This is a genomic window from Antarcticimicrobium luteum, assembly GCF_004358185.1.
GTDB classification, from domain to species: Bacteria; Pseudomonadota; Alphaproteobacteria; order Rhodobacterales; family Rhodobacteraceae; genus Antarcticimicrobium; species Antarcticimicrobium luteum.
The window spans coordinates 53,931-74,148 of the sequence record NZ_SMUV01000057.1; the positions used below are offsets into that span (position 1 = coordinate 53,931).

Annotated in this window: 22 protein-coding genes, 1 tRNA gene and 1 pseudogene; 15 read left to right on the forward strand and 9 right to left on the reverse strand. The window is 62.6% G+C overall.

Annotation, left to right across the window (positions count from 1 at the left end; all coding sequences use genetic code 11):
• The first annotated feature begins 36 nt into the window (after positions 1 to 36).
• Positions 37 to 279 carry a BolA/IbaG family iron-sulfur metabolism protein gene (locus E1832_RS06820; RefSeq protein WP_133358987.1) on the forward strand — a complete coding sequence of 81 codons (243 nt, stop codon included), beginning with the start codon at positions 37 to 39 and terminating at the stop codon, positions 277 to 279.
• A 47-nt stretch (positions 280 to 326) separates the two neighbouring features.
• Complete coding sequence (grxD, locus tag E1832_RS06825) at positions 327 to 689, forward strand: Grx4 family monothiol glutaredoxin (RefSeq protein ID WP_133358988.1); 363 nt, start codon at positions 327 to 329, stop codon at positions 687 to 689.
• A 163-nt stretch (positions 690 to 852) separates the two neighbouring features.
• Here the strand turns inward: grxD and E1832_RS06830 are convergent, their stop codons facing one another.
• Together E1832_RS06830 and E1832_RS06835 are read right to left on the reverse strand one after the other, a co-directional pair.
• Positions 853 to 1,248 (reverse strand): cell division protein ZapA, encoded by a 396-nt coding sequence (locus E1832_RS06830; protein WP_133358989.1) that lies wholly within the window; start codon positions 1,246 to 1,248, stop codon positions 853 to 855.
• Complete coding sequence (locus tag E1832_RS06835; protein WP_133358990.1) at positions 1,248 to 1,937, reverse strand: hypothetical protein; 690 nt, start codon at positions 1,935 to 1,937, stop codon at positions 1,248 to 1,250. Before E1832_RS06835 ends, E1832_RS06830 begins: the two co-directional genes overlap by 1 nt.
• A 257-nt stretch (positions 1,938 to 2,194) precedes the next feature.
• On the opposite strand from E1832_RS06835, the gene tkt reads away from it, so the two are divergent.
• Positions 2,195 to 4,219: a transketolase gene (gene tkt / locus E1832_RS06840; protein WP_133358991.1), complete on the forward strand. Its 2,025-nt coding sequence runs from the start codon at positions 2,195 to 2,197 to the stop codon at positions 4,217 to 4,219.
• A 252-nt stretch (positions 4,220 to 4,471) separates the two neighbouring features.
• On the opposite strand, the gene E1832_RS06845 is transcribed toward tkt, so the two are convergent.
• On the reverse strand, positions 4,472 to 5,071 hold the full coding sequence (locus E1832_RS06845) for an SAM-dependent methyltransferase (protein ID WP_133358992.1): 600 nt from the start codon (positions 5,069 to 5,071) through the stop codon (positions 4,472 to 4,474).
• Positions 5,072 to 5,141: 70 nt separating this feature from the next.
• The gene (locus E1832_RS06850; protein ID WP_133358993.1) at positions 5,142 to 6,221 is read right to left on the reverse strand and encodes a PA0069 family radical SAM protein; all 1,080 of its coding nucleotides are present in this window, start codon (positions 6,219 to 6,221) and stop codon (positions 5,142 to 5,144) included.
• A gap of 206 nt (positions 6,222 to 6,427) precedes the next feature.
• Here E1832_RS06850 and E1832_RS06855 point away from each other — a divergent pair, with 206 nt between their 5' ends.
• Positions 6,428 to 7,129, forward strand: coding sequence for a corrinoid protein (locus tag E1832_RS06855; RefSeq protein WP_133358994.1), 702 nt, complete (start codon positions 6,428 to 6,430; stop codon positions 7,127 to 7,129).
• 32 nt (positions 7,130 to 7,161) lie between these two features.
• Positions 7,162 to 7,854: a DUF1638 domain-containing protein gene (locus E1832_RS06860; RefSeq protein WP_133358995.1), complete on the forward strand. Its 693-nt coding sequence runs from the start codon at positions 7,162 to 7,164 to the stop codon at positions 7,852 to 7,854.
• A gap of 59 nt (positions 7,855 to 7,913) precedes the next feature.
• Here E1832_RS06860 and E1832_RS06865 read toward each other — a convergent pair whose 3' ends face one another.
• Positions 7,914 to 8,324 carry a SufE family protein gene (locus E1832_RS06865; RefSeq protein WP_133358996.1) on the reverse strand — a complete coding sequence of 137 codons (411 nt, stop codon included), beginning with the start codon at positions 8,322 to 8,324 and terminating at the stop codon, positions 7,914 to 7,916.
• Positions 8,325 to 8,459: 135 nt separating this feature from the next.
• Between E1832_RS06865 and E1832_RS06870 the strand changes: the two genes are divergently transcribed.
• The gene (locus E1832_RS06870; RefSeq protein ID WP_133358997.1) at positions 8,460 to 8,975 is read left to right on the forward strand and encodes a hypothetical protein; all 516 of its coding nucleotides are present in this window, start codon (positions 8,460 to 8,462) and stop codon (positions 8,973 to 8,975) included.
• Between the two features lie 33 nt (positions 8,976 to 9,008).
• On the opposite strand, the gene rnd is transcribed toward E1832_RS06870, so the two are convergent.
• The 3 genes from rnd to purM form a co-directional block, all read right to left on the reverse strand.
• Complete coding sequence (gene rnd / locus E1832_RS06875; protein ID WP_133358998.1) at positions 9,009 to 10,166, reverse strand: ribonuclease D; 1,158 nt, start codon at positions 10,164 to 10,166, stop codon at positions 9,009 to 9,011.
• Between the two features lie 131 nt (positions 10,167 to 10,297).
• A complete protein-coding gene (purN, locus tag E1832_RS06880) occupies positions 10,298 to 10,894 on the reverse strand; it encodes a phosphoribosylglycinamide formyltransferase (RefSeq protein WP_133358999.1) in 597 nt (198 codons plus the stop codon).
• Positions 10,891 to 11,937: a phosphoribosylformylglycinamidine cyclo-ligase gene (gene purM / locus E1832_RS06885; protein WP_133359000.1), complete on the reverse strand. Its 1,047-nt coding sequence runs from the start codon at positions 11,935 to 11,937 to the stop codon at positions 10,891 to 10,893. Before purM ends, purN begins: the two co-directional genes overlap by 4 nt.
• A 127-nt stretch (positions 11,938 to 12,064) precedes the next feature.
• Between purM and E1832_RS06890 the strand changes: the two genes are divergently transcribed.
• Positions 12,065 to 12,141 (forward strand) — tRNA-Ile (locus E1832_RS06890).
• Between the two features lie 134 nt (positions 12,142 to 12,275).
• Here E1832_RS06890 and E1832_RS06895 read toward each other — a convergent pair.
• Positions 12,276 to 12,525, reverse strand: a pseudogene (locus E1832_RS06895) (integrase core domain-containing protein); the annotation flags it as partial.
• A gap of 154 nt (positions 12,526 to 12,679) precedes the next feature.
• Between E1832_RS06895 and E1832_RS06900 the strand changes: the two are divergent.
• The 8 genes from E1832_RS06900 (at position 12,680) to E1832_RS06935 (ending at position 20,116) form a co-directional block, all read left to right on the forward strand.
• Positions 12,680 to 12,979, forward strand: coding sequence for a hypothetical protein (locus E1832_RS06900; RefSeq protein WP_133359001.1), 300 nt, complete (start codon positions 12,680 to 12,682; stop codon positions 12,977 to 12,979).
• 46 nt (positions 12,980 to 13,025) lie between these two features.
• Positions 13,026 to 13,430: a transposase gene (locus E1832_RS06905; protein WP_133359002.1), complete on the forward strand. Its 405-nt coding sequence runs from the start codon at positions 13,026 to 13,028 to the stop codon at positions 13,428 to 13,430.
• Positions 13,427 to 13,801, forward strand: a complete 375-nt coding sequence (gene tnpB / locus E1832_RS06910) for an IS66 family insertion sequence element accessory protein TnpB (RefSeq protein ID WP_133359003.1) — start codon at positions 13,427 to 13,429, stop codon at positions 13,799 to 13,801. Before E1832_RS06905 ends, tnpB begins: the two co-directional genes overlap by 4 nt.
• 55 nt (positions 13,802 to 13,856) lie before the next feature.
• Complete coding sequence (locus E1832_RS06915; RefSeq protein WP_133359004.1) at positions 13,857 to 14,948, forward strand: AAA family ATPase; 1,092 nt, start codon at positions 13,857 to 13,859, stop codon at positions 14,946 to 14,948.
• 135 nt (positions 14,949 to 15,083) lie between these two features.
• The gene (locus tag E1832_RS06920; RefSeq protein ID WP_133359005.1) at positions 15,084 to 16,622 is read left to right on the forward strand and encodes a type I restriction-modification system subunit M; all 1,539 of its coding nucleotides are present in this window, start codon (positions 15,084 to 15,086) and stop codon (positions 16,620 to 16,622) included.
• On the forward strand, positions 16,619 to 17,791 hold the full coding sequence (locus tag E1832_RS06925) for a restriction endonuclease subunit S (RefSeq protein WP_245513875.1): 1,173 nt from the start codon (positions 16,619 to 16,621) through the stop codon (positions 17,789 to 17,791). Before E1832_RS06920 ends, E1832_RS06925 begins: the two co-directional genes overlap by 4 nt.
• On the forward strand, positions 17,791 to 19,287 hold the full coding sequence (locus E1832_RS06930; RefSeq protein ID WP_133359006.1) for a restriction endonuclease subunit S domain-containing protein: 1,497 nt from the start codon (positions 17,791 to 17,793) through the stop codon (positions 19,285 to 19,287). Before E1832_RS06925 ends, E1832_RS06930 begins: the two co-directional genes overlap by 1 nt.
• A 211-nt stretch (positions 19,288 to 19,498) precedes the next feature.
• A complete protein-coding gene (locus E1832_RS06935; protein ID WP_133359007.1) occupies positions 19,499 to 20,116 on the forward strand; it encodes a hypothetical protein in 618 nt (205 codons plus the stop codon).
• The last annotated feature ends 102 nt before the right edge of the window (positions 20,117 to 20,218 follow it).

A 20,218-nucleotide genomic window follows, 5' to 3' on the forward strand; every position in this document is an offset into this window, starting at 1 on the left:
CCTACATCTGGACCAACACCAACAGGAGTTTGCCGCATGGCGATTCAGGCCCATGAAATCGAAGCGTTGATCCGCAACGCCTTTCCCCAAGCCAAGATCACCATCACTGATCTGGCCGGGGACGGTAATCACTATGCCGCCGAGGTGATCGACGAAAGCTTCCGCGGCCAGAACCGGGTACAGCAGCAGCGCGCGGTCTATGCCGCGCTCAAGGGCAAGATGGATGGCGCCCAGGGCGAATTGCACGCCCTGGCACTGACCACCAAGGCCCCCGACTGACGTTTTCTGACCCCATCCAGACATCCCTCCCGCATGGAGACCAAGACATGACAGACGCAGCAGACCGTATTCAGGATCTCATCAGCAGCAACGACGTGGTGCTTTACATGAAGGGCACCAAAGAGATGCCGCAATGCGGTTTTTCGAGCCGCGTGGCCGGCGTGCTGAACTACATGGGCGTGGATTTCGCCGATGTGAACGTTCTGGCCGATGACGCCATCCGCGAGGGCGTCAAGGCGTTCTCCGACTGGCCGACCATCCCGCAGCTTTACGTCAAGGGCGAGTTCGTCGGCGGTTGCGACATCATCACCGAGATGACGCTGTCGGGCGAGCTGGATCAGCTTTTCGACGACAAGGGCGTGGCCTATGACAAGGACGCGGCCGACAAGATCCGGGAAGCCAACGGCTGATCCGGCGCGTGATCTTGTGATGCATCAAGGGGGCCCTTCGGCCCCCTTTTTTTTGCGCGTATCCGCCGAAATTGCACCGAAGCACCAGCCGGATGCTTACCCGCCCGGACGGGCTCTGACGCCCGCCCGACACGGCCTCATTCCCAAGGCTTTGGGTGGTCTCTCACCCCGCCGATTTCTCCTCGATCTCGGCGGCCAATGCCTCGGCCCTGGCGGCGAGTTCGGCCAGTGTATCGGTGACCGAGTTCGGAACCACCGGCACCTCGACCTTTTCCGGCACAGGCGCCGGCGTTGCCCGCAGCTGGGCCAATTCGGCGTCGCGCTCGGCCAGCTGCGCCTCGACCTCCTTGATGCGGTCCTCGACCGCCGCCGTCTTGTCGGCCAGCATCAGCCCTGCCATCAGCAGCATCCGCCCCTCGGGCATGCGGCCGATCTGATCAGACAGAACCCGGGCCTCGTCATCCAGCATCTTGGCGGCGGAATGCAGAAAGCTTTCCTCGCCCTCCTGGCAGGAGACATCGAAATCGCGCCCACCGATATGGATCGTTACCTCAGGCATCACCCTTCCTCCCCTTCCGGCAGGCTCACCGCATTGGCCAGCAGCGGCTCCAGCCGCGCCAGGATCGCGCCGGCCTCGGCGGCATCGGTCGCCCGCGCGGCGCGCAGTCCCTCCAGCTCGGCCAGCATCGCCTTGTTGATCAGGCTGGGTTCGCCCACCGAGGCCTCGTTCGCCTCGCGCAGGGTGGCGTTGACCGCGCGCAGCTGATCGTTGGACTGGCGCAACCGCTGCACATCCATATCGAGCCGCGCCGCCGTCTCCGCCTGTTTGGCAAGCTGCGCCTGCAACGCGTCGATCTCGGCCCCGGTCGCATCGGATTGCGTGCTTTCGGCAAGGTCGGCCTTCAGCCGCTCGACCTCTTGGCGCAGCGCATCGGCCTGCCCGGTGTCGGCCTGCGCCTCGGCCAGACTGGCCTTGAGTGCCGCAACCTCCGCTTTCAGCGCGTCGAGATCCTCGGCGCCGGCGACCTGCGCCTGAAGCCCGGCGATTTCCTCGGCATGTTTTTCCTTGATCCGCTTGAGCCGCTCTTCAAGCTGGGCGGTGACCAGTCTTTCCTCTTCCAGCGCCGCGGCCAGATCCCCATCCGCCGGGTCCGGCGCACCGGCGTTTGCGGACAAGGCGCCCAGCCCGGCCTGAATCCGTTCCATCGCGGCCGTGATCCGGCTCTCTAATTCATCTAACTGGCTCATGCCCCTTACCTTCTCATGCGGTTGGTTCCACCACGTTGCCGGGCCGGCGCCGGGCGGCGTTCGCTGCCGCGAATCGCGCCGCTGGCCGGTTGGCGTCCAGTCTATCGAAACCGCCGGCAAAATACCCCCCCTTTGGTTTCAAGTACTTGAACGATAGACCTGATGTGCATGGCGCTATGTACCGCGCCCAAGCTTGATCTTTGACCCCCGGCTGTTATTGAGCGGCCTATCTGCCCGCAACGCCAGAGGAAACACTCGTGGATTTGACCGCCCTGCGCACCGCCCATCCCGATCACTGGAACAAGGCCGCCGCCATCCGCACGCTGACGCTCGATGCGGTCGCAGCCGCAAATTCCGGCCATTCCGGCATGCCGATGGGCATGGCCGACGTGGCAACCGTGCTGTTCGAAAAGCACCTGAAATTCGATGCCGCCGCACCCGACTGGCCCGACCGCGACCGGTTTATCCTGTCGGCCGGCCATGGTTCCATGCTGCTTTATTCGCTGCTCTATCTCACCGGCTATCCGGAGATGACGCTGGAGCAGATCAAGAATTTCCGCCAGTGGGGCGCGATCACCGCCGGCCACCCCGAATACGGCCATGCGCCGGGAATCGAGACCACCACCGGCCCGCTGGGACAGGGCATCGCCAATGCCGTCGGCTTTGCCATGGCCGAGGAAATCCAGCGCGCCCGCTACGGCAAGAAGGTCGTGGATCACCATACCTATGTCATTGCCGGCGACGGCTGCCTGATGGAGGGTATCAGCCAGGAGGCGATCGGCCTGGCCGGCCGTCACCGGCTGGGCAAGCTGATCGTGCTGTGGGACAACAACAACATCACCATCGACGGCACCGTCGATCTGTCCGACCGGACCGATCAGGTGCAGCGGTTCCGCGCCTCGGGCTGGCATGTGCAGGAAATCGACGGCCATGATCCAGAGGCCATCGACGCCGCGCTGGAAAAGGCCAAGGCGACCAAGAAGCCCTCGATGATCGCCTGCAAGACCCATATCGCGCTGGGTTCTTCGGCGCAGGACACCTCCAAGGGTCATGGCGCGCTGACCGATCCGCAGCTGATCGCGGATGCCAAGGCAGCCTATGGCTGGCACTCGGCCCCGTTCACCATTCCCGACACCATCAAGGCGGAATGGGAACACATCGGCCAACGCGGTTCGGTCGAGCGTGCCAATTGGGAGGTCCGCTTTGCAGGCCTTTCCGAGCGGCGCCAGGCCGAGTTCAACCGCGCCTACGCGCTCGACGTGCCCAAGCGGCTTTCCGCCACCATCCGCGCGCTGAAGAAACAGGCCACCGAGGCAAGGCACAAGCTGGCCACCCGGGCCAGTTCGGAAATGGTGCTGGAGGTGGTGAACCCGCTGATGCCGGAAACCGTGGGCGGCTCGGCCGACCTGACCGGGTCGAACAACACCAAGACCGGCGATCTGGGCGTCTTCATGCCCGAGAACCGCAAGGGGCGTTACGTGCATTGGGGCATCCGCGAACATGGCATGGCGGCGGCGATGAACGGCATGGCGCTGCATGGCGGGTTGCGCCCCTACAGCGGCACCTTCATGGCCTTCACCGACTATGCCCGCCCGGCGATGCGACTGGCGGCGCTGATGCGGATCCCGACCGTCTTTGTCATGACCCATGACAGTATCGGGTTGGGAGAGGACGGCCCGACCCACCAACCGGTGGAGCATCTGGCGATCTCCCGCGCGACGCCGAACACCTATGTGTTCCGCCCCGCCGACACGGTGGAAACGGCAGAGGCCTGGGAACTGGCGCTGACGTCCAAGGAAACGCCCTCGGTGCTGTCGCTGACCCGTCAGGGTGTGCCGACGGTGCGGCTGGAGCACAAGGTGAACAACCTGACCGCCCGGGGCGCCTATGTGCTGGCCGATGCGGAGGGCAAGCGCGAGGCGATCCTGATCGCCACCGGTTCCGAGGTGTCCATTGCGCTATCCGCGCGCGAGGCGCTGCAGGCGGCGGGCATCGGCACCCGCGTGGTCTCCATGCCCTGCATGGAGCTGTTTGCGGAACAGGACGAGGCCTATCGCCGCAAGGTTCTGCCGGCCGGTCCGGTGCGCGTCGGCGTCGAGGCGGCGGTCCGCGCCGGCGGCTGGGACCGATGGCTGCTGGGCGAGCGCGGCCGCGAGGCCAAGGCCGATTTCGTCGGCATGGACAGCTTCGGCGCCTCGGCGCCGGCGAATGTGCTCTACGAGAAATTCGGCATCACCGCCGAGGCCGTGGCCGGCAGGGTCAAGGCGCTGCTGGCCAAGTAAGCCACGCAGACAGCGAGACATGAGAGAGGGGCCGCGCGGCCCCTCTTTTCTTTTTTCAATGCTCGAAGGGCCGCGCCCGACCCTGGGTGGCGCAGCCCGACGTCTGAACGCCCCGAGGCAAGATCGTTCTGCTGAACGGGGCTTCGGTGCATACGATCAACGATGCGCCCTCCCGGGGGGAGGGTCGGGCGCGGCCCGGCCTGGACGGCCGGGCGACAGAAGCCAAATGTTCCTTCAGCTTCAAGGCGGGCCTCACCCCGGTTTCCGCGCCACCAGATCGACCAGCGCCGAGCGGCCCGAATGCCCCTCTCCCTCGTCGATCTCAGCGTCGTAGTCCGCCAGCCGCAGGATCTCCCAGCCGTCGAAGGCGGCGCGCAGGAGGGCCTCGGTGTACATATTCTCGGCATTGGGCGGTCCGCCGGTGCCATAATCCACCTGACGCGGCGCATAGCCATGCAGCAGCAGCAGCCCGCCCGGCGCCACCGCCCGGGCCATCCAGCCGAATAGGCGGTCGCGCAGCTCCGGCGGGGCGAACTGGATGAAGACGCCGACCACCGCGTCATAGGGCTGGCTCCAGTCCCACGCCTCGATCCCGGACTGGTGGAAATCCACCGATACGCCCTTCTCCGCCGCCAGCGCCCGCGCCTTGTCCTGCGCCACCGGCGACGCGTCAAAGGCCGTCACCCGATGCCCGAGTCCCGCCAGATAAACCGAATTGCGCCCCTCTCCATCGGCCACGCAGAGCACCCGCGACCCAGGCGACAGCGCACCGGCCTGCGCGCGCAAGAACGCCGCAGGCTCGGTTCCGAACAGATACCCCGGCCGCTCAAAACGTTGATCCCAAAACGACATCCCTGCCCTCCGATTATTGACCCGTTGCAAAGGGATGTGGGCTTTCGTCGCTGACGATCAAGACAACGGCTCAGAACAGCGGCAACTGATCCCCCGGCCCCGGCGGCACCGCGAAGAGATCGGTGCGCAGCGGCGGCGCGGTCCCGTCCAGCCCGACCCGCCGCGCCGCGGCCCTGAACCGTTGCGCGATCACCCGGGCATATTCCCCCTCGCCCCGCATCCGGTGGCCCCAGCGCGGATCGTAATCGCGCCCGCCGTGCATCTCGCGCAGCCGCGCCATCACCTTTTCCGCCCGCCCCGGCGCGTGTTCCGCCAGCCACTCCTGCCACAGCGGCGAGACCTCGCGCGGCAGCCGCAGCATGATCCAGCTGGCCGCCTCCGCCCCCGCCTCGCGCCCGGCCTCGAGCAGCGCCTCGATCTCGTGATCGGTCAGCCCCGGGACGATGGGCGAGGTCATCAGCCGCACCGGCACCCCCGCCCCGCTGAGCCGCCGGATCACCTCCAGCCGCCGCGCCGGCAGCGGCACCCGCGGCTCCATCCGGCGCGACAGATCGTCGTCCAGCGTCGTGACCGAAATGCCGACCCGCGCCAGCCCCCGCGCCGCCATCGGCGCCAATATGTCCAGATCGCGTTCGATCAAAGTACCCTTGGTGACAATGGCGACAGGGTGATTGAACGCCGCCAGAACCTCCAGCGCCGCCCTTGTGATGCCGCGGTCCCGTTCCAGCGGCTGATAGGGGTCGGTATTGGTGCCGATGGCGATCGGCGCCACCTTGTAGCGTTTCGCCGCCAGTTCCCGCGCCAGCACCTCCGGCAGGCCGGGCCGGGCCAGGAGCCGGGTTTCGAAATCCAGCCCCGGCGACAACCCCAGATAGGCGTGGCTGGGCCGGGCAAAGCAATAGGCGCAGCCGTGCTCGCAGCCGCGGTAGGGGTTCACAGAGCGGTCGAACGGCAGGTCGGGCGAGCGGTTGTAGCTGATCGCGCTACGCACCACCTCGTCGCGCACCTCGGTGCGGATCGACGGCTGAATCTCGGGGTCGGCCCAGCCGTCATGCTCATCCACGCGCGCCAGATCATAGCGTCCGGAGCGGTTGCTCGCCGCCCCGCGCGCCTTGCGCCGCGCCGGCTTTATTGGAATCTCGCAGGTCATGGGAAAAGAATGGAACAAAAAGGGAACTTATGCAATCGCCCCATGTTCTTCCTGCGAAATGCTCATTATCAATTCCGCATTTAACAGCCTATGGTCGGTTGCAGCGCCAAGGGTGTCGCAATTGTCGAAGTGTGCACGCCCGCATCTGGCAAGAAAGACCAAACGGACCAACCGGGATCATCCCGCCAGTCAAGGAACCGCAACGCATGTCCGAAGAAGATGATGACATCATCCTGAGCGAACTCGACGACGAGGAACTCGTCCAACAGATGTTCGACGATCTATACGACGGTCTCAGAGAAGAGATCGAGGAAGGCGTCGGCATCCTGCTTGAGCGCGGCTGGTCCCCCTACAAAGTGCTGACCGAGGCGCTGGTGGGCGGCATGACCATCGTCGGCAACGATTTCCGCGACGGCATCCTGTTCGTGCCCGAGGTGTTGCTGGCCGCCAACGCGATGAAAGGTGGCATGGCGATCCTCAAGCCGCTGCTGGTCGAGACCGGCGCGCCCCGGGTCGGCAAGATGGTCATCGGCACCGTCAAGGGCGACATCCACGACATCGGCAAGAACCTGGTCTCGATGATGATGGAAGGCGCCGGTTTCGAGGTGGTCGATCTGGGCATCAACAACCCGGTGGAAAGCTATCTGGAGGCGCTGGAGGTCGAGGATGCGGACATCTTGGGGATGTCGGCGCTGCTGACCACCACCATGCCCTACATGAAGGTGGTGATCGACACCCTGATCGAACAGGGTATTCGCGACGATTACATCGTGCTCGTCGGCGGCGCGCCGCTGAACGAGGAGTTCGGCAAGGCGATCGGCGCCGACGCCTATTGCCGCGACGCCGCCGTCGCGGTGGAAACCGCCAAGGAACATGTCGCGCGCAGACACAACGCGATGAGTGCCTGACCGTGGTGCGCCGGCGCTCTGCCGGCCGCCCGATGCGGCGGCCCTATGCGCCGTCGTACCCCGACACCGGAATCTCGGACCGGACCCTGACCGAGGCCGGCCTCCCCGCGCCAGCGCACAAGCCCGGGCGCATCCTGCTGCTGGCCTGCGGCGCGCTGGCGCGCGAAATCCTCGATCTCAAGGCGCGGAACGGCTGGGACCATCTGGATCTGGCCTGCCTGCCGGCGATCCTGCATAATCACCCCGAGCGGATCACCGGGGCCGTCGAGGCGGCCATCGCCGCGCATCGGCGCAGCTATGACGATATCTATGTCGTTTATGCCGACTGCGGCACCGGCGGGCATCTCAAGGCCGCCTGCGACAGGCTCGGGGTCGAAATGGTCGCCGGGCCGCATTGCTATTCCTTCTTCGAGGGCAACGCGCGGTTTGCCGCCCATGACGAGGCGACGGCCTTTTATCTGACCGATTTCCTGGTCCGGCAATTCGACGCCTTTGTCTGGAAACCGCTCCGGCTGGACGATCATCCCGAGTTGATGCCGCTGTATTTCGGAAATTACACCAAGCTGGTTTATCAGGCCCAGTCCGACGACCCTGCGCTGACAGACAAGGCCCGGACCTGCGCCGGGCGTCTCGGCCTCGCCTTCGAGCGGCGGTTCACCGGCTATGGCGATCTGGAGGCGACGCTGGCGGACTGGGCGAAACGCACCCCCGCGTCCTCCCGCTAACAACATCCCCGGGGAACGCGCGCGACAGCACGCGGGGGGCTGGCCCCTCGCGGTTCGGCTCAGGCCTGCCCGGCGGCGACCTCGCGGATACGCTCGATCATTGCCCGCAACCCGTTCGAGCGTTGCGCCGAAAGGTGATCGTTCAGCCCCAGCCGTCCCAGCTCGGCCTTTGCATCGACCTTTGACACCTCGGCGACCGGCAGACCGTTGTAGAGCATCCGCAGCACCGCGATCAGCCCGCGCACGATCATCGCGTCGCTATCGCCGTCGAACCGGAACACGCCGTTGTCGATCACCGGGTGCAGCCAGACCTGGCTGGCGCAGCCATCCACCTTGGTCGCCGGCACCTTGAGCGCATCGTTCAGCGCCGCCATCGCCTTGCCCAGTTCGATCACATGGCGATAGCGGTCCTCCCAATCCTCGAGAAATTCGAAATCCTCGACAATCTCTTCAAATGCGGGGGTCGCCATCGGGATCTCCTCGGGTTGCGGACGCCCTTTGACCTATGACGGGTCCGCCGGGCTGTCCAGACCCGGCTTGCCGCTTTTCAACGGGGTCCGGATGCGGTAACCGGGATGGGCGTATCCAGAACGAGACGGGGCAAGATGCAAAAACCTCTGAGCGTGCTGCTGGTCACCAGCCTGTTGCTTGCCGGTTGCGGTGGCTGGCGCGACTCGCGCATCAATCCGGGCAACTGGTTCGGCAAGAGCCGGTCCGAGAGGGTGCAGGCAACCGAGGCCGCCAATCCGCTGATTCCCAAGTCGACGCGCGGCATGTTCGCGCGCCCCGATCCGGTGGACGTCACCGTGCCCATCGCCGAGGTGACCGAGTTGCGGGTCGAGCAGACCAGCACCGGCGCCATCGTCTATGCCGAGGGAGTGGCCGCACGTCAGGGGCCCTATGAGGTGGAACTGCGCCCGGTGAGCACCCCCGAGGAAGAGGCCGAGGGCATTCTCTCGCTGTCCTTCCGGGTGGTCTATCCAGAGCGGCCGACACCGGTGGGAACGGCCTTTTCGCGCACCGTGCGCGCCGCCCATTCGATGACGCGGCAGGAACTTGCCGGCGTCCGCACCATCCGCGTCGCCGGGCGGGACAACGTGCGCACCACGCGGCGGCGCTGACACGCCGCCGCCCGCGATCGACCGCGACCGCCCCTAAAGTTCGATCAGCCGGACCGTCTGGCCCTTTGCCGCCAGTGCCAGCCTGCCCTCGCACAGCCGCAGCGCCTCGGCGCCGAACACCTCATGGCGCCAGCCCTTCAGCGCCGGCACGTCGCGCATCCCCGCCGCGATGGCATCGAGATCCGCGCTCGGCGCGATCAGCTTTGCGGCGACGCCGGCGCTTTCGGTCTTGGCCTTGAGCAGTACCCGCAGCAGATCGGCCAGCGCCGGGTTCACCTGCATCTTTTCACGGCTGCGGTCGGGCTGCGGCAGATCGGCCGAAGGACAATCGATGCCGCGGGTGATCGCCGCCAGGATGCCATCGGCGATGGCGCCGCGCCGCGCCTCGCGCAGCAGCAGGCGCAAGCCGCCCAGATCCGCATGGGTGCGCGGTTTGACCGAGGCCAGCTCGACCAGCGCGTCGTCCTTGTAGACCCGGTTGCGCGGCACATTGTGCTCCTGCGCGTAGCCCTCCCGAAAGGCCGCCAGCTCCCGCACGATGGCCAGGAACCTGGCCGAACTGGTCCGCGTCTTGACCCGCCTCCAGGCTTCCTCGGGGCGGATGTCATAGGTCGCCGGATCGGTCAGGATTTCCAGCTCCTCGTCGACCCAGTGGCTGCGGCCGGTCTGGTCCAGTTCATCGGCCAGATGTTCGTAGATCTTGCGCAGATGCGTCACGTCGGCCAGCGCATAGGTTTTCTGCGCGTCGCTCAGCGGCCGCCGCGACCAGTCGGTAAAGCGAGAGGTCTTGTCGACCGGCTGATGCACGATCTTGCGCACCAGGGTTTCATACCCGGCCTGCTCGCCAAAGCCGCAGACCATCGCCGCGACCTGGGTATCAAAGAGCGGTTTCGGGAACACCCCGGCCTCGACCCAGAAGATCTCCAGATCCTGCCGCGCCGCATGGAACACCTTGACCACGTTTTCGTCGCGGAAGAGTTCATACAGCGGCTCGAGCGACATCTCTCCGGCCAGCGGATCAACCAGAACCGCGGTCTCGTCGGTGTCGCCGGGCATCGCCAGCTGCACCAGGCAAAGCTTGGAGTAATAGGTCCGCTCGCGCAGAAACTCGGTATCGACGGTAACGTAAGGATGGCTTCGGGCCGTATCGCAGAAGTTCTGCAACTCCTGCGTCGTGGTCAGCGTTTTCATCAAAGGGCGCTTCTTATGCTTTTGTCGTTATCCAGGGCGCACGGTCATGCCGGCCCCTGCCCGCTCACGGCGTCTTGTCGTCATACGCGCTTCATCTCGGCTTTGCAAATATGCGTGGCGATACCGGCTGTTCAGCCCAGAAAAACGGGGGTGCGGTCATCGGCGGCAAAGCGGCGCAGCACGGCGGGATAGAGGCGATGCTCCTGCTCCAGAACCCGCGCGGCCAGCACCTCGGGCGTGTCTCCGGGCAGCACCGGCACCCGCGCCTGTCCCAGAATCGGGCCGTCGTCCAGTGCCGGCGTCACCTCGTGCACGGTGCATCCATGCTCGGAATCGCCGGCCTCCAGCGCGCGGGCATGGGTGTGCAGCCCCTTGTATTTCGGCAGCAGAGACGGGTGGATGTTCAGCATCCGCCCCTGCCAATGGGCGACAAAACCGGCGGTCAGAACCCGCATGAACCCGGCCAGACAGATGATGTCAGGCTCCGCCGCCAGCAGCGGTTTCATCAGCTCGGCCTCGAAGGCCGGGCGATCCCCCCTGAACGGGCGGTGATCCACAGCCGCAGTGGCGATGCCGCGTTCGGCCGCCCGGACCAGCCCGCCGGCATTGGGATCGTTCGACAGCACCAGACAGGGGCGCGCGGGGTGATCGCCGGTCATGCTGTCGACCAGCGCCACCATGTTCGATCCTCCGCCCGAGAGCAGGATGGCGACCCGCTTGTGCGTCACAGCAGTGCGCCCGAATAGCTCACGCCCTGCCCCGCCGTCACGGTGCCCAGGCGCGACACCCCCTCGCCCGCCTGCGTCAGCAGCTCGGCCAGCGCCTCGGCGCGGTCGGCGGCACAGACGACGATCATGCCGAGGCCGCAGTTGAAGGTCTTGAGCATCTCGGCCTCGGCCATGCCGCCGGTTTCGGCCAGCCAGCGGAACACCGGCGGCAGATCCCATGCACCCAAATCGATCGCCGCGCCCAGCCCCTCGGGTAGTACCCGCGGCAGGTTCTCGGTCAGACCGCCGCCGGTGATATGGGCCAGCCCATGCACACCGCCCGCCCTCACCGCCGCCAGCGCCTGCGTCACATAGAGCCGCGTCGGTGTCAGCAGTGCCGCGCCGAGGCTTCCCTCGGCCCAGGGGCAGGCATCATCCCAGCCGAGGCCGGAGATTTCGACCAGCTTGCGAACAAGAGAATAGCCGTTGGAATGCACCCCGTTCGAGGCGAGGCCCAGCAGAACGTCGCCCTCTGCCACGCCCTCGGGCAACGCCGTTCCGCGTTCCATCGCGCCGACGGCGAACCCGGCCAGATCGAAATCGCCCGCCGGGTACATGCCTGGCATTTCCGCCGTCTCGCCGCCGATCAGCGCGCAGCCGGACTGCACGCAGCCCTCGGCGATGCCCTCGACGATGCGCGCCGCGCTTTCCGTCTCCAGCTTGCCGGTGGCGAAATAATCGAGAAAGAACAGCGGTTCGGCGCCCTGACAGACCAGATCGTTGACGCACATCGCCACCAGGTCGATGCCGACCCCGTCCACATTGCCGGTGTCGATGGCGATGCGCAGCTTGGTGCCCACCCCGTCGGTGGCCGCCACCAGGACCGGATCGGTATAGCCCGCAGCCTTGAGATCGAACAACGCGCCAAAGCCGCCCAGTCCGCTCATCACGCCGGGGCGGTCGGTACGTTTCGCCGCCGGTTTGATCCGGTCGACAAGGGCATTGCCCGCGTCGATATCCACGCCCGCCTCGGCATAGGTGATGCCGTTCTTGCCTGTCGTCATCGGACGGTCCTTTCCGCTGGTTGCGCGCGGGTTAGTCGATTGCGCCGCCTTGTGCAACGGTTTGACACCGGTTTAGCGCCGGTTTGACTTGACGCGGGCGGCGATCGTGATACCCAAACGACCAGGCGGGCCTGTAGCTCAATTGGTTAGAGCAGAGCGCTCATAACGCTTTGGTTGCGGGTTCAAGTCCTGCCGGGCCTACCATTATAATGATTTTTCAATACCTTAGTCAGGGCGCGGGGACAGAACCGCCGCGTTGAAATTCAATAGGTTGCGGGCAAAGTGACCCCACGATTCCTCGTAGCATGGCTCTGACCTGCCCCCTTTGGGTCCCTCGTTCACAACGAGAGTCTCCAGGTTGGATTCTGGTAGTCGGGCTCATCGTCCTGGGCAAGCGCGCAGGGCGCGGAGCCCTCAAATTGCTCAACCGCTCGGCGCTTGCAACGGCGTCTGGTTCCCCAGCGACGAATGCGGCCTGACGGCTTTGTAATCATATCGCCATAGCGCCAGCTTTCGCCGCGCATCATCCAGCCTGTCGAAGATCTCCTCGTTCAGCAGCTCGTCGCGCGGGCTGCCGTCCGTGCGCTCGGCGTCTAAGGACAAGTCCCGGCCCAGAGCTGGCGTTCGCGTCAGGCGCAGCGGGCGGCCACGACCTGCCCTCTGCTTCGATCATTGCCCGCCGTCAGCGAGACAATAGGACACAGTTGTTGTTCAACCTCCTAGCAGCGTCGCCAGCAACGCCATGCTCTTCATTGTTGCACAAGCTGTTCCGAATATGTTCTACCTCACACAAGTAACCAACCGGATGGAAGAGGCAGTCGGCGATTGCACCAACCTGCACATCACCTACCCTGCCTTGGTGGCCGGCTTCATGACAGTACTGCGGGCGAATCGGATGATCGATTCTGCGGTCGAAGCGCTGCCGGACGAGGCGATCCCACCGGAACGGGCCATCCAACAGAACGACGTCGCCATCGATGCTGGCGGGGCACCCGTGGAGTCGATCATCCGTAAGCGGTGCAAAGACCCCATGTTTCAATAAAATAAGGGGTTTGGGATACTGTCGTCATCACTGAAAGGAGGTGACGATGTTGGATGGAACGATGCCGGAAGAGACGAAGGTGTGGGGCTTCACTGTCCCCGTCTCGTCGACTGGTCGGCGTAAATGGCCGGAGGCGCTCCGGGCCCAGGTCGTCGAGAAGATCAATAATGGGGCCGGTATCCGTGAAACGGCGGAGGAGATCGGAGCGAACAAGTCGCTGGTGGCCCTCTGGGTCAAGAAGGCTGAGCCTAGCGCATCGTGCCCCGCCTTCGTTGAGCTCGTGGCCCCGGAAAACCTGCGCCCGGAAACTGCGAGCGTTCCCATCCCCCCTGCCGGTGCCGAGGACTCCCGTTGCCAGATCAGCGTTGGGGACATGACCATCGCGATACCGCCCGGCTATCCGGTGACCCACCTTGCAGAGGTGCTTCAGGCCGTGAGGGGCGCGCAATGATCTCCCCTTCTGGAAATTTTCGCATCTTCCTCGCCGCCGAGCCGGTTGATTTCCGGAAGGGCATGGACGGACTTGCCGCCTGCGTGGCCAACAATTTCGATCTCGATCCTTACTCCGGGGCGATCTACGTCTTCCGCTCGCGCCGCGCGGATCGCCTGAAGTTGTTGGTTTGGGACGGCTCTGGCCTCGTGCTGATCATGAAGCGGCTCAATGGCAAGCGCTTCACCTGGCCGAAACCGCAGTCGGGGCCGGTCACGCTGACCAAGGTCCAGTTCAACGCCCTGTTCGAGGGGATCGACTGGACCAAGGTTGCGGTGTCGAGCACGCGCAAGCCCGTTTTCATCTCACCCCGCTTCCCAGTTCCTCACTGAACGGCCGGGGGCAATCCCGGCCGACACCCCCATTTTGCCTGAAAGGCCCCTCCAGATGTCTCACATCCCGTTTATCGCAGCCCGCTTCTTCAATCCGGAGGAAAACCGTTCTGCCTTGGAACAACGGTTCACCCGATACCTACGCCAACTGCGATCCCGCTCGGCCCCTCCTCTCAAGGCAGACGAAGGAGCTAGCACAATCGAGGCCGCACTCAACTCCATGGTTGTTCTCAGCGAAAAGGACAGAATGCGGATCAGCCGCCGCGTCGCGGCCTTTCTTGAGCGTCGCGAGGCGGTTTCCGGAGTGAAGCATCTACGGAAGGACGATCGAGAGCAGCTCATGGCAGTGCGCGATGGCGTCCGCCTCGTATCGATCGAGAGTGAACATCGGGCCGACGAACTGGCATCCCGACTGCATACAGAGATGCCCTGGATGGCTCCGGCCACGGAAATCATTTGGTACGCGATGCGCCGGTCCGTGCGCGAGGGATGGCCGGGGCTGCGTCTTCCGCCTCTCTTGCTCGACGGCCCGCCGGGCATCGGGAAAAGCTACTGGGCGCGCCGACTTGGCGAGGTGATCAGCGCCCCGACGGCAGTCATCGAAGCCACCGGCGAGAACGCTTCCTTCGGTCTGGTCGGATCTCAGCGCGGCTGGAGCGGGGCCCAATCGGGTCGAGTGCTGGAAACAATTCTGCAGGCCCGCGTTGGAAACCCGGTGATCGTCGTCGATGAGGTGGAAAAAGCCGGCACGCCCACCTCTAGAAATGGCCACACATTCGGCTTGGCGGAGGCGCTGCTGCCGCTTCTGGAGCCGATGACGGCCGAAAACTGGAGTTGCCCCTATTTTCGGGTCAAATTCGACATGAGTTGGGTTGGCTGGGTGTTAACCTCCAACACCTACCGGCTACTGCCCGAGCCCTTGCTCAGCAGGTGCCCGCCCCTTCGCCTGCGCGATCTGACCCAGGGCGAATTGATCGGGTTTATTCGTAGGGAAGGTAAAATACAGGGGCTTTCGGAAGATGTAGTCGAGGCGATCGCAGAAGCTCTTGGCCAAGCCAGCGTCGGCAGCGGGCACCTGAATCTCCGCACTGCATCCCGCCTGCTTCGATGGGGGGCTGATATCGAAAACCGACCGCTTCGGCACTAATGTTACGTTGCTTTCGCTGGATGCTTTAACTGATTGGCAAGTCGGAAAATCTGGAAAGTGCCCCCAAGGAATGACCGATTGCCACGCTTTGCTCAGCCTCCTATCTTCGGGCCGAAAACACGAAGGCAGACCAACATGCTCACAGGCCCCATCCGTACGCAAATCGACCAGATCTGGAACGCCTTCTGGTCCGGTGGCGTCTCCAACCCGCTGTCGGTGATCGAACAGCTGACCTTTCTGCTGTTCATCAAGCGCCTCGACGAGATCTACACGCGAGAGGAAAGCAAGGCCGAGATGTTGGGCCAGCCGATGGAACGGCGCATCTTCCCCGAAGGCGCGGATGACAAGGGCGAGCCCTACGACAACCTGCGCTGGTCGCGGTTCAAGAACTTCGAGGCGCGCGAGATGATGCGCATTGTCGATGAACACGTCTTTCCCTTCCTGCGCCAGATGGGCGAGGAAGGTTCGTCCTATGGTACCCACATGAAGGACGCCCGGCTGGGGTTCTCCAACCCCAACCTGTTGTCCAAGGTCGTGCAGATGCTCGACGACATCCCAATGGACGACCGCGACACCAAGGGTGACGTGTTTGAATACATGTTGGGCAAGATCGCCAGCGCCGGGCAGAACGGCCAGTTTCGTACGCCGCGCCATATCATCAAGCTGATGGTCAACCTGATGGCCCCCACGCCGCAGGACGTGATCTGCGACCCAGCGGTGGGCACCTGCGGCTTTCTCGTGGCGGCGGGGGAATACCTGCGCGAGCATCACCCGAAGATGCTGCGCAACCCGGAGCTGCGCGATCATTTCCACAACGCCATGTTCCACGGCTTTGATTTCGACGCCACCATGCTGCGGATCGGCGCGATGAACATGACGCTGCACGGGGTGGAAAACCCCGATATCTCCTACCGCGACAGCCTGGCCGAGGAACACGGCACGGATGAGGGGCGCTATTCCCTGATCCTTGCCAACCCGCCCTTTGCCGGGTCGCTGGATTACGACACCACGTCCAAGGATCTGCTCAAGATCGTCAAGACCAAGAAGACCGAACTGCTGTTCATGGCGCAGTTCCTGCGGCTGCTGCGCAACGGTGGGCGGGCGGCGGTGGTCGTGCCGGACGGGGTGCTGTTCGGCTCCTCCAAGGCGCATAAGGACATCCGCCGCATACTGGTCGAGGATCACAAGCTTGACGCGATCATCAAGCTGCCCTCGGGGGTGTTTCGCCCCTATGCCGGGGTGTCCTGCGCCATCGTGGTGTTCACCAAGACTGGCGTCGGCGGCACCGGGGATGTCTGGTTCTACGACATGACGGCGGATGGGATGAGCCTTGATGACAAGCGCACGCCGCTGTTGGATGAGGCCAAGCTGGGCCCGGTGCCGGAGGTGGCGCTGAGCGACGACGAGCACGCCAAGAACAACCTGCCCGACATCCTGACCCGCTGGCAGGCGTTGGAGGGGGAGACTGACCGCCCCCGCACCGCGCAAAGCTTCATGGTGCCCGCGGCTGAGATCATCGCCACCGGATCATGGGACCTGTCGCTGAACCGCTACAAGGAGATCGAGCACGAGGAGGTGGAGCACCAATCCCCCGCCGAGATCATCGCAGAGCTGCGCGCGCTGGAGGCAGAGATGGCCGAGGGGCTGGATCGGTTGGAGGGGATGTTGGGATGAGCGTGGTTCACGTTCCCCTCGGGAGAATTCTTAGCCCAAGTAAAACCATTAAGGCGGGCCAAAATCACTACCCTCTCTTATCGATGACTATGAAGGGTGGCTTGGTCGACCCAGCCACCAAGTTCAAAAAACGCGTCGCCAGCGAAGATACCTCGGCTTACAAGGTGGTAAAGAGGGGCCAACTTGTTGTCGGCTTCCCTATTGATGAAGGTGTCCTATCGTTCCAACAACTTTTTGATGAGGCAATTGTAAGTCCAGCGTATGGAATCTGGGACGTTGCGAAGCCAGAGGAGGTCAACCCCAACTACCTCGAAAGATTTCTCAAATCACCTCAAGCAATTACCTACTACTTGGGAAAATTACGTTCGACTACAGCGCGGAGACGGTCACTGGACCGAAGTTCATTTTTGGAATTGCCAGTCCCCCTCCCGCCGCGGGAGGAACAGAAGCGGATCGCGGGGATATTGGATCAGGCGGACGCGCTCCGCCGCCTCCGCACCCGCGCCCTCGACAAGCTGAACACCCTCGGACCGGCGATCTTTCATGAGATGTTTGGGGAGGGTATCGCAAACGGAAAATGTTGGGGCACTTGTTCACTGGGTGATCTTGTTCGCGATGATGACCGCATCAATTACGGCGTGGTTCAACCAGGGGACCATGACCCCAAAGGGGTTCCGCTCATCAGGGTTGCTGACCTCACATCGCCAGTTGTTGATTTTACTGCGGTCAAGCGGATCTCAAACGATATTGATGAAAATTACGCTCGTTCTCGGCTTCAAGGGGGTGAAATCCTGATTGGCTGTGTCGGCTCAATTGGAACCACCATGGTGGCCCCAAAAGATTTTTGTGGCGCCAATATTGCGCGGGCGGTTGCTCGCGTAGCTATCGATCCGGAAAAATGTGACCCCGAGTTTGTTGCCGAATACATTCGGTCTGATTTGGTTCAAAGGTATTTTCAAAAAGAGGTCCGACTGGTCGCGCAGCCTACGTTGAACATCAAACAGATCAGGGAAACAAAGATCGTTTCTCCACCAAGAGAACTCCAAGAGTCATTCTTGAAGCGAATTGGCGTTCTCAAGAAAACCAGAGAAGTCGTTGCAAATGACTGCTTGAAGCAGGAAACCCTCTTCGCCTCCATCCAACACCGCGCCTTCCGCGGGGAACTCTGATGACATTCACGCGCGCACAGTTGAAAGATGCAGTAGGACGGAGGGCGGATTTCCCTATTGGCACTCTGCACTTCAACCGCGATCAGGTTGACTACATCGAAGCTTGCAGTACCTCCAAACCGGGCCAACTGCTTCTCATTCTTCCATCCGGTTTTCTGGAGCTCCAGAACAAAACTGTGCGAGCGATACGAAAAGAGTTATTTTCCGAATACTGGCCTACTCACGTGGCGGACATTGGAGATATCTGGTCGCCTGCAACCTCGATCAAATTTCAGCTTATGGTGTTAGCAAAGGAGAGGAGCGCCCAATGCAGCTTCGCGACTTTTAAGCGGGTCGCTTCACTGAAGGTTTCTAAGGTTCACACCAAAGTCCTTGATGCGTCAGATGTCGCCCTCGAGGAGACCTTCGATGACCTGCTGGGTTGGCTGAACGGCGACGCGGACGAAGGCTTCTGTATCCCCACGAACCTGGTCAACGTCGAGCGTCTCACTCCACGTTACCACGATCCTCAATATCTCGCGTTGGAAGACGAAGTCACTTCACAGCCATTCGCACCATTGTCCCAACTCTGCGAGGTCTTGGTTCCGAGGAGAACTGGCGGCGAGGGGCCGGTCTATCGCTTGAACGGAGCAAATGAGCCCATCCCGCAGACACAAATCCTTTTCGGCAAGACGACCAATGTTGGGCTACTTCCCGGTGACATTCTGCTCAGTCGATACCGAAATATTCGTGCGGTCCTGCTCGAACAACCTGAACCTGGCGTGACTCCATTGGATTTCTTCCTGGTCGTAAGATGCAAGAGTGATCTGATCTCGCCTGAGTACCTCGTGACCTATCTCAGCAGCGAATTTGCCTGGTCCTACGCGGAACGAAACATGTCGGGCTCAGTCGTCCCAAAAATCTCGAAGAGCGACCTTCTCGACCTGCCGGTTCTGCTGCCAGACCCTGAAATTCTGGAGCGCGCGCCTTCAATCTATCATGCGCTCTTTCCGAAAACAGATGAAAGGGACCGGTTAGAGCAGATTAGAAAAGCGATTTTCCGACCAGAAAAACTGGCTGAAACGAGCCTTCAGGTCTTTTATTTGACCGAAATTCTGGGCATGCTGTCTGAGACAAAACTCCGGCATCTCAAGGATATCGTCGCTGATGATATCAAGGAAATCGACAAATGCCGTGAAGCTGGAGCTCTTAAATCCTGCGTCGTCTTGTGTGGGTCTGTCCTTGAAGCTGTGCTGCTGGAGTGGCTCTCCGAAATCGAAAACAAGGATCACGTGAACGCCGAAGGTAAAGATCGCCTCGACCTCAAAGAGGTCATTTCACGATTGAAAAAACACCGAGCTCTGATGCGTCCACATGACGGAAATAGCCATCGTATCCGTGAAAAGCGCAATGTTATTCACCCGGCCCGTATGTTGAAGCATGATCCACTTTCTGAGGAAGAAGTAGACGGCGTGATTGAAATGCTGAAATCTCTTTTGGAGATCAGATTCGAGTAGGTCTTGCTTTGACTAAATTTGCCGACCTCATCCAAGACACTAATGACCTAAAATGGAACGCCGAAATTGTGAGAAAGCTTGTGCCTTGCAGCTCACGCAGCATCGGAACAACCTAGTGGTGCCATAATAACATTACATCCCTTTCGCAGAGGGCCAAGCTCGCCGAGCTAAACCGCCAGCCAACAAATCGAAACCACAGGCTTTTTTTCCTATGACATACCAGAATCGCGTAGACCCCGCCGGCACTTTTCAAGCGGTCCCAGCAAAAGGCACCCTCATGGGGAACCGCGGGATCCTGCATGACGAGACCAAGACGATCATCCGCCCGCACAACCATCAAAACTGGGTGACATGCGCCCTGAGTTTCAAGGGTATAAAGAGGAAGATCATGAGCCCGAGAAAATATACTGAACTGTTCTTTCTCGACGAAGCGACGGCCTTTGCAGCCGGGCATCGGCCCTGCGCCGAGTGCAGGCGGGAGCGATACAGGGAATTCACCGATGCCTGGCGCTGCACGCACGGCGAACCGGAGGCAGGCCGCTCTCTGCCGCAAACCATCGACAAGGCGCTGCACGCCGCCCGTATTGACAGAAAAAGGCGAAAGGTCACGTTTTCCGCCCCGATCCACGACCTGCCCGATGGCACGATGTTCTCGGATGGCGATGATATTGTTCTTGCCTGGCATGGAGCCCAGCTGCTCTGGAGCTTCGAAGGGTATCGCGAACGAGCGGGGCTTTCGTCTACCAACGTCACGGTGCTGACCCCGCGCCCGGTGGTCGAAGTGTTCAAGAACGGGTTCACGCCCTTCGTGCATGCATCCGCTGGGTAATTTCCGCGAACTGGCGCCCTGATCGGCAAGGTTTTGCATAACGACGCAGCCACACTCAATGGTTGAGAAGTCGTTGTCACCGGTCTAACCTCCTGCAAGCTC

Coding starts and splice junctions, on each gene's coding strand:
- E1832_RS06820 (WP_133358987.1), top strand. CDS start 37: ATGGCGATTCAGGCCCATGAAATCGAAGCGTTGATCCGCAACGCCTTT.
- grxD (WP_133358988.1), top strand. CDS start 327: ATGACAGACGCAGCAGACCGTATTCAGGATCTCATCAGCAGCAACGAC.
- E1832_RS06830 (WP_133358989.1), bottom strand. CDS start 1,248: ATGCCTGAGGTAACGATCCATATCGGTGGGCGCGATTTCGATGTCTCC.
- E1832_RS06835 (WP_133358990.1), bottom strand. CDS start 1,937: ATGAGCCAGTTAGATGAATTAGAGAGCCGGATCACGGCCGCGATGGAA.
- E1832_RS06845 (WP_133358992.1), bottom strand. CDS start 5,071: ATGTCGTTTTGGGATCAACGTTTTGAGCGGCCGGGGTATCTGTTCGGA.
- E1832_RS06850 (WP_133358993.1), bottom strand. CDS start 6,221: ATGACCTGCGAGATTCCAATAAAGCCGGCGCGGCGCAAGGCGCGCGGG.
- E1832_RS06855 (WP_133358994.1), top strand. CDS start 6,428: ATGTCCGAAGAAGATGATGACATCATCCTGAGCGAACTCGACGACGAG.
- E1832_RS06860 (WP_133358995.1), top strand. CDS start 7,162: ATGCGGCGGCCCTATGCGCCGTCGTACCCCGACACCGGAATCTCGGAC.
- E1832_RS06865 (WP_133358996.1), bottom strand. CDS start 8,324: ATGGCGACCCCCGCATTTGAAGAGATTGTCGAGGATTTCGAATTTCTC.
- E1832_RS06870 (WP_133358997.1), top strand. CDS start 8,460: ATGCAAAAACCTCTGAGCGTGCTGCTGGTCACCAGCCTGTTGCTTGCC.
- rnd (WP_133358998.1), bottom strand. CDS start 10,166: ATGAAAACGCTGACCACGACGCAGGAGTTGCAGAACTTCTGCGATACG.
- purM (WP_133359000.1), bottom strand. CDS start 11,937: ATGACGACAGGCAAGAACGGCATCACCTATGCCGAGGCGGGCGTGGAT.
- E1832_RS06900 (WP_133359001.1), top strand. CDS start 12,680: ATGCTCTTCATTGTTGCACAAGCTGTTCCGAATATGTTCTACCTCACA.
- E1832_RS06905 (WP_133359002.1), top strand. CDS start 13,026: ATGTTGGATGGAACGATGCCGGAAGAGACGAAGGTGTGGGGCTTCACT.
- tnpB (WP_133359003.1), top strand. CDS start 13,427: ATGATCTCCCCTTCTGGAAATTTTCGCATCTTCCTCGCCGCCGAGCCG.
- E1832_RS06915 (WP_133359004.1), top strand. CDS start 13,857: ATGTCTCACATCCCGTTTATCGCAGCCCGCTTCTTCAATCCGGAGGAA.
- E1832_RS06920 (WP_133359005.1), top strand. CDS start 15,084: ATGCTCACAGGCCCCATCCGTACGCAAATCGACCAGATCTGGAACGCC.
- E1832_RS06925 (WP_245513875.1), top strand. CDS start 16,619: ATGAGCGTGGTTCACGTTCCCCTCGGGAGAATTCTTAGCCCAAGTAAA.
- E1832_RS06930 (WP_133359006.1), top strand. CDS start 17,791: ATGACATTCACGCGCGCACAGTTGAAAGATGCAGTAGGACGGAGGGCG.
- E1832_RS06935 (WP_133359007.1), top strand. CDS start 19,499: ATGACATACCAGAATCGCGTAGACCCCGCCGGCACTTTTCAAGCGGTC.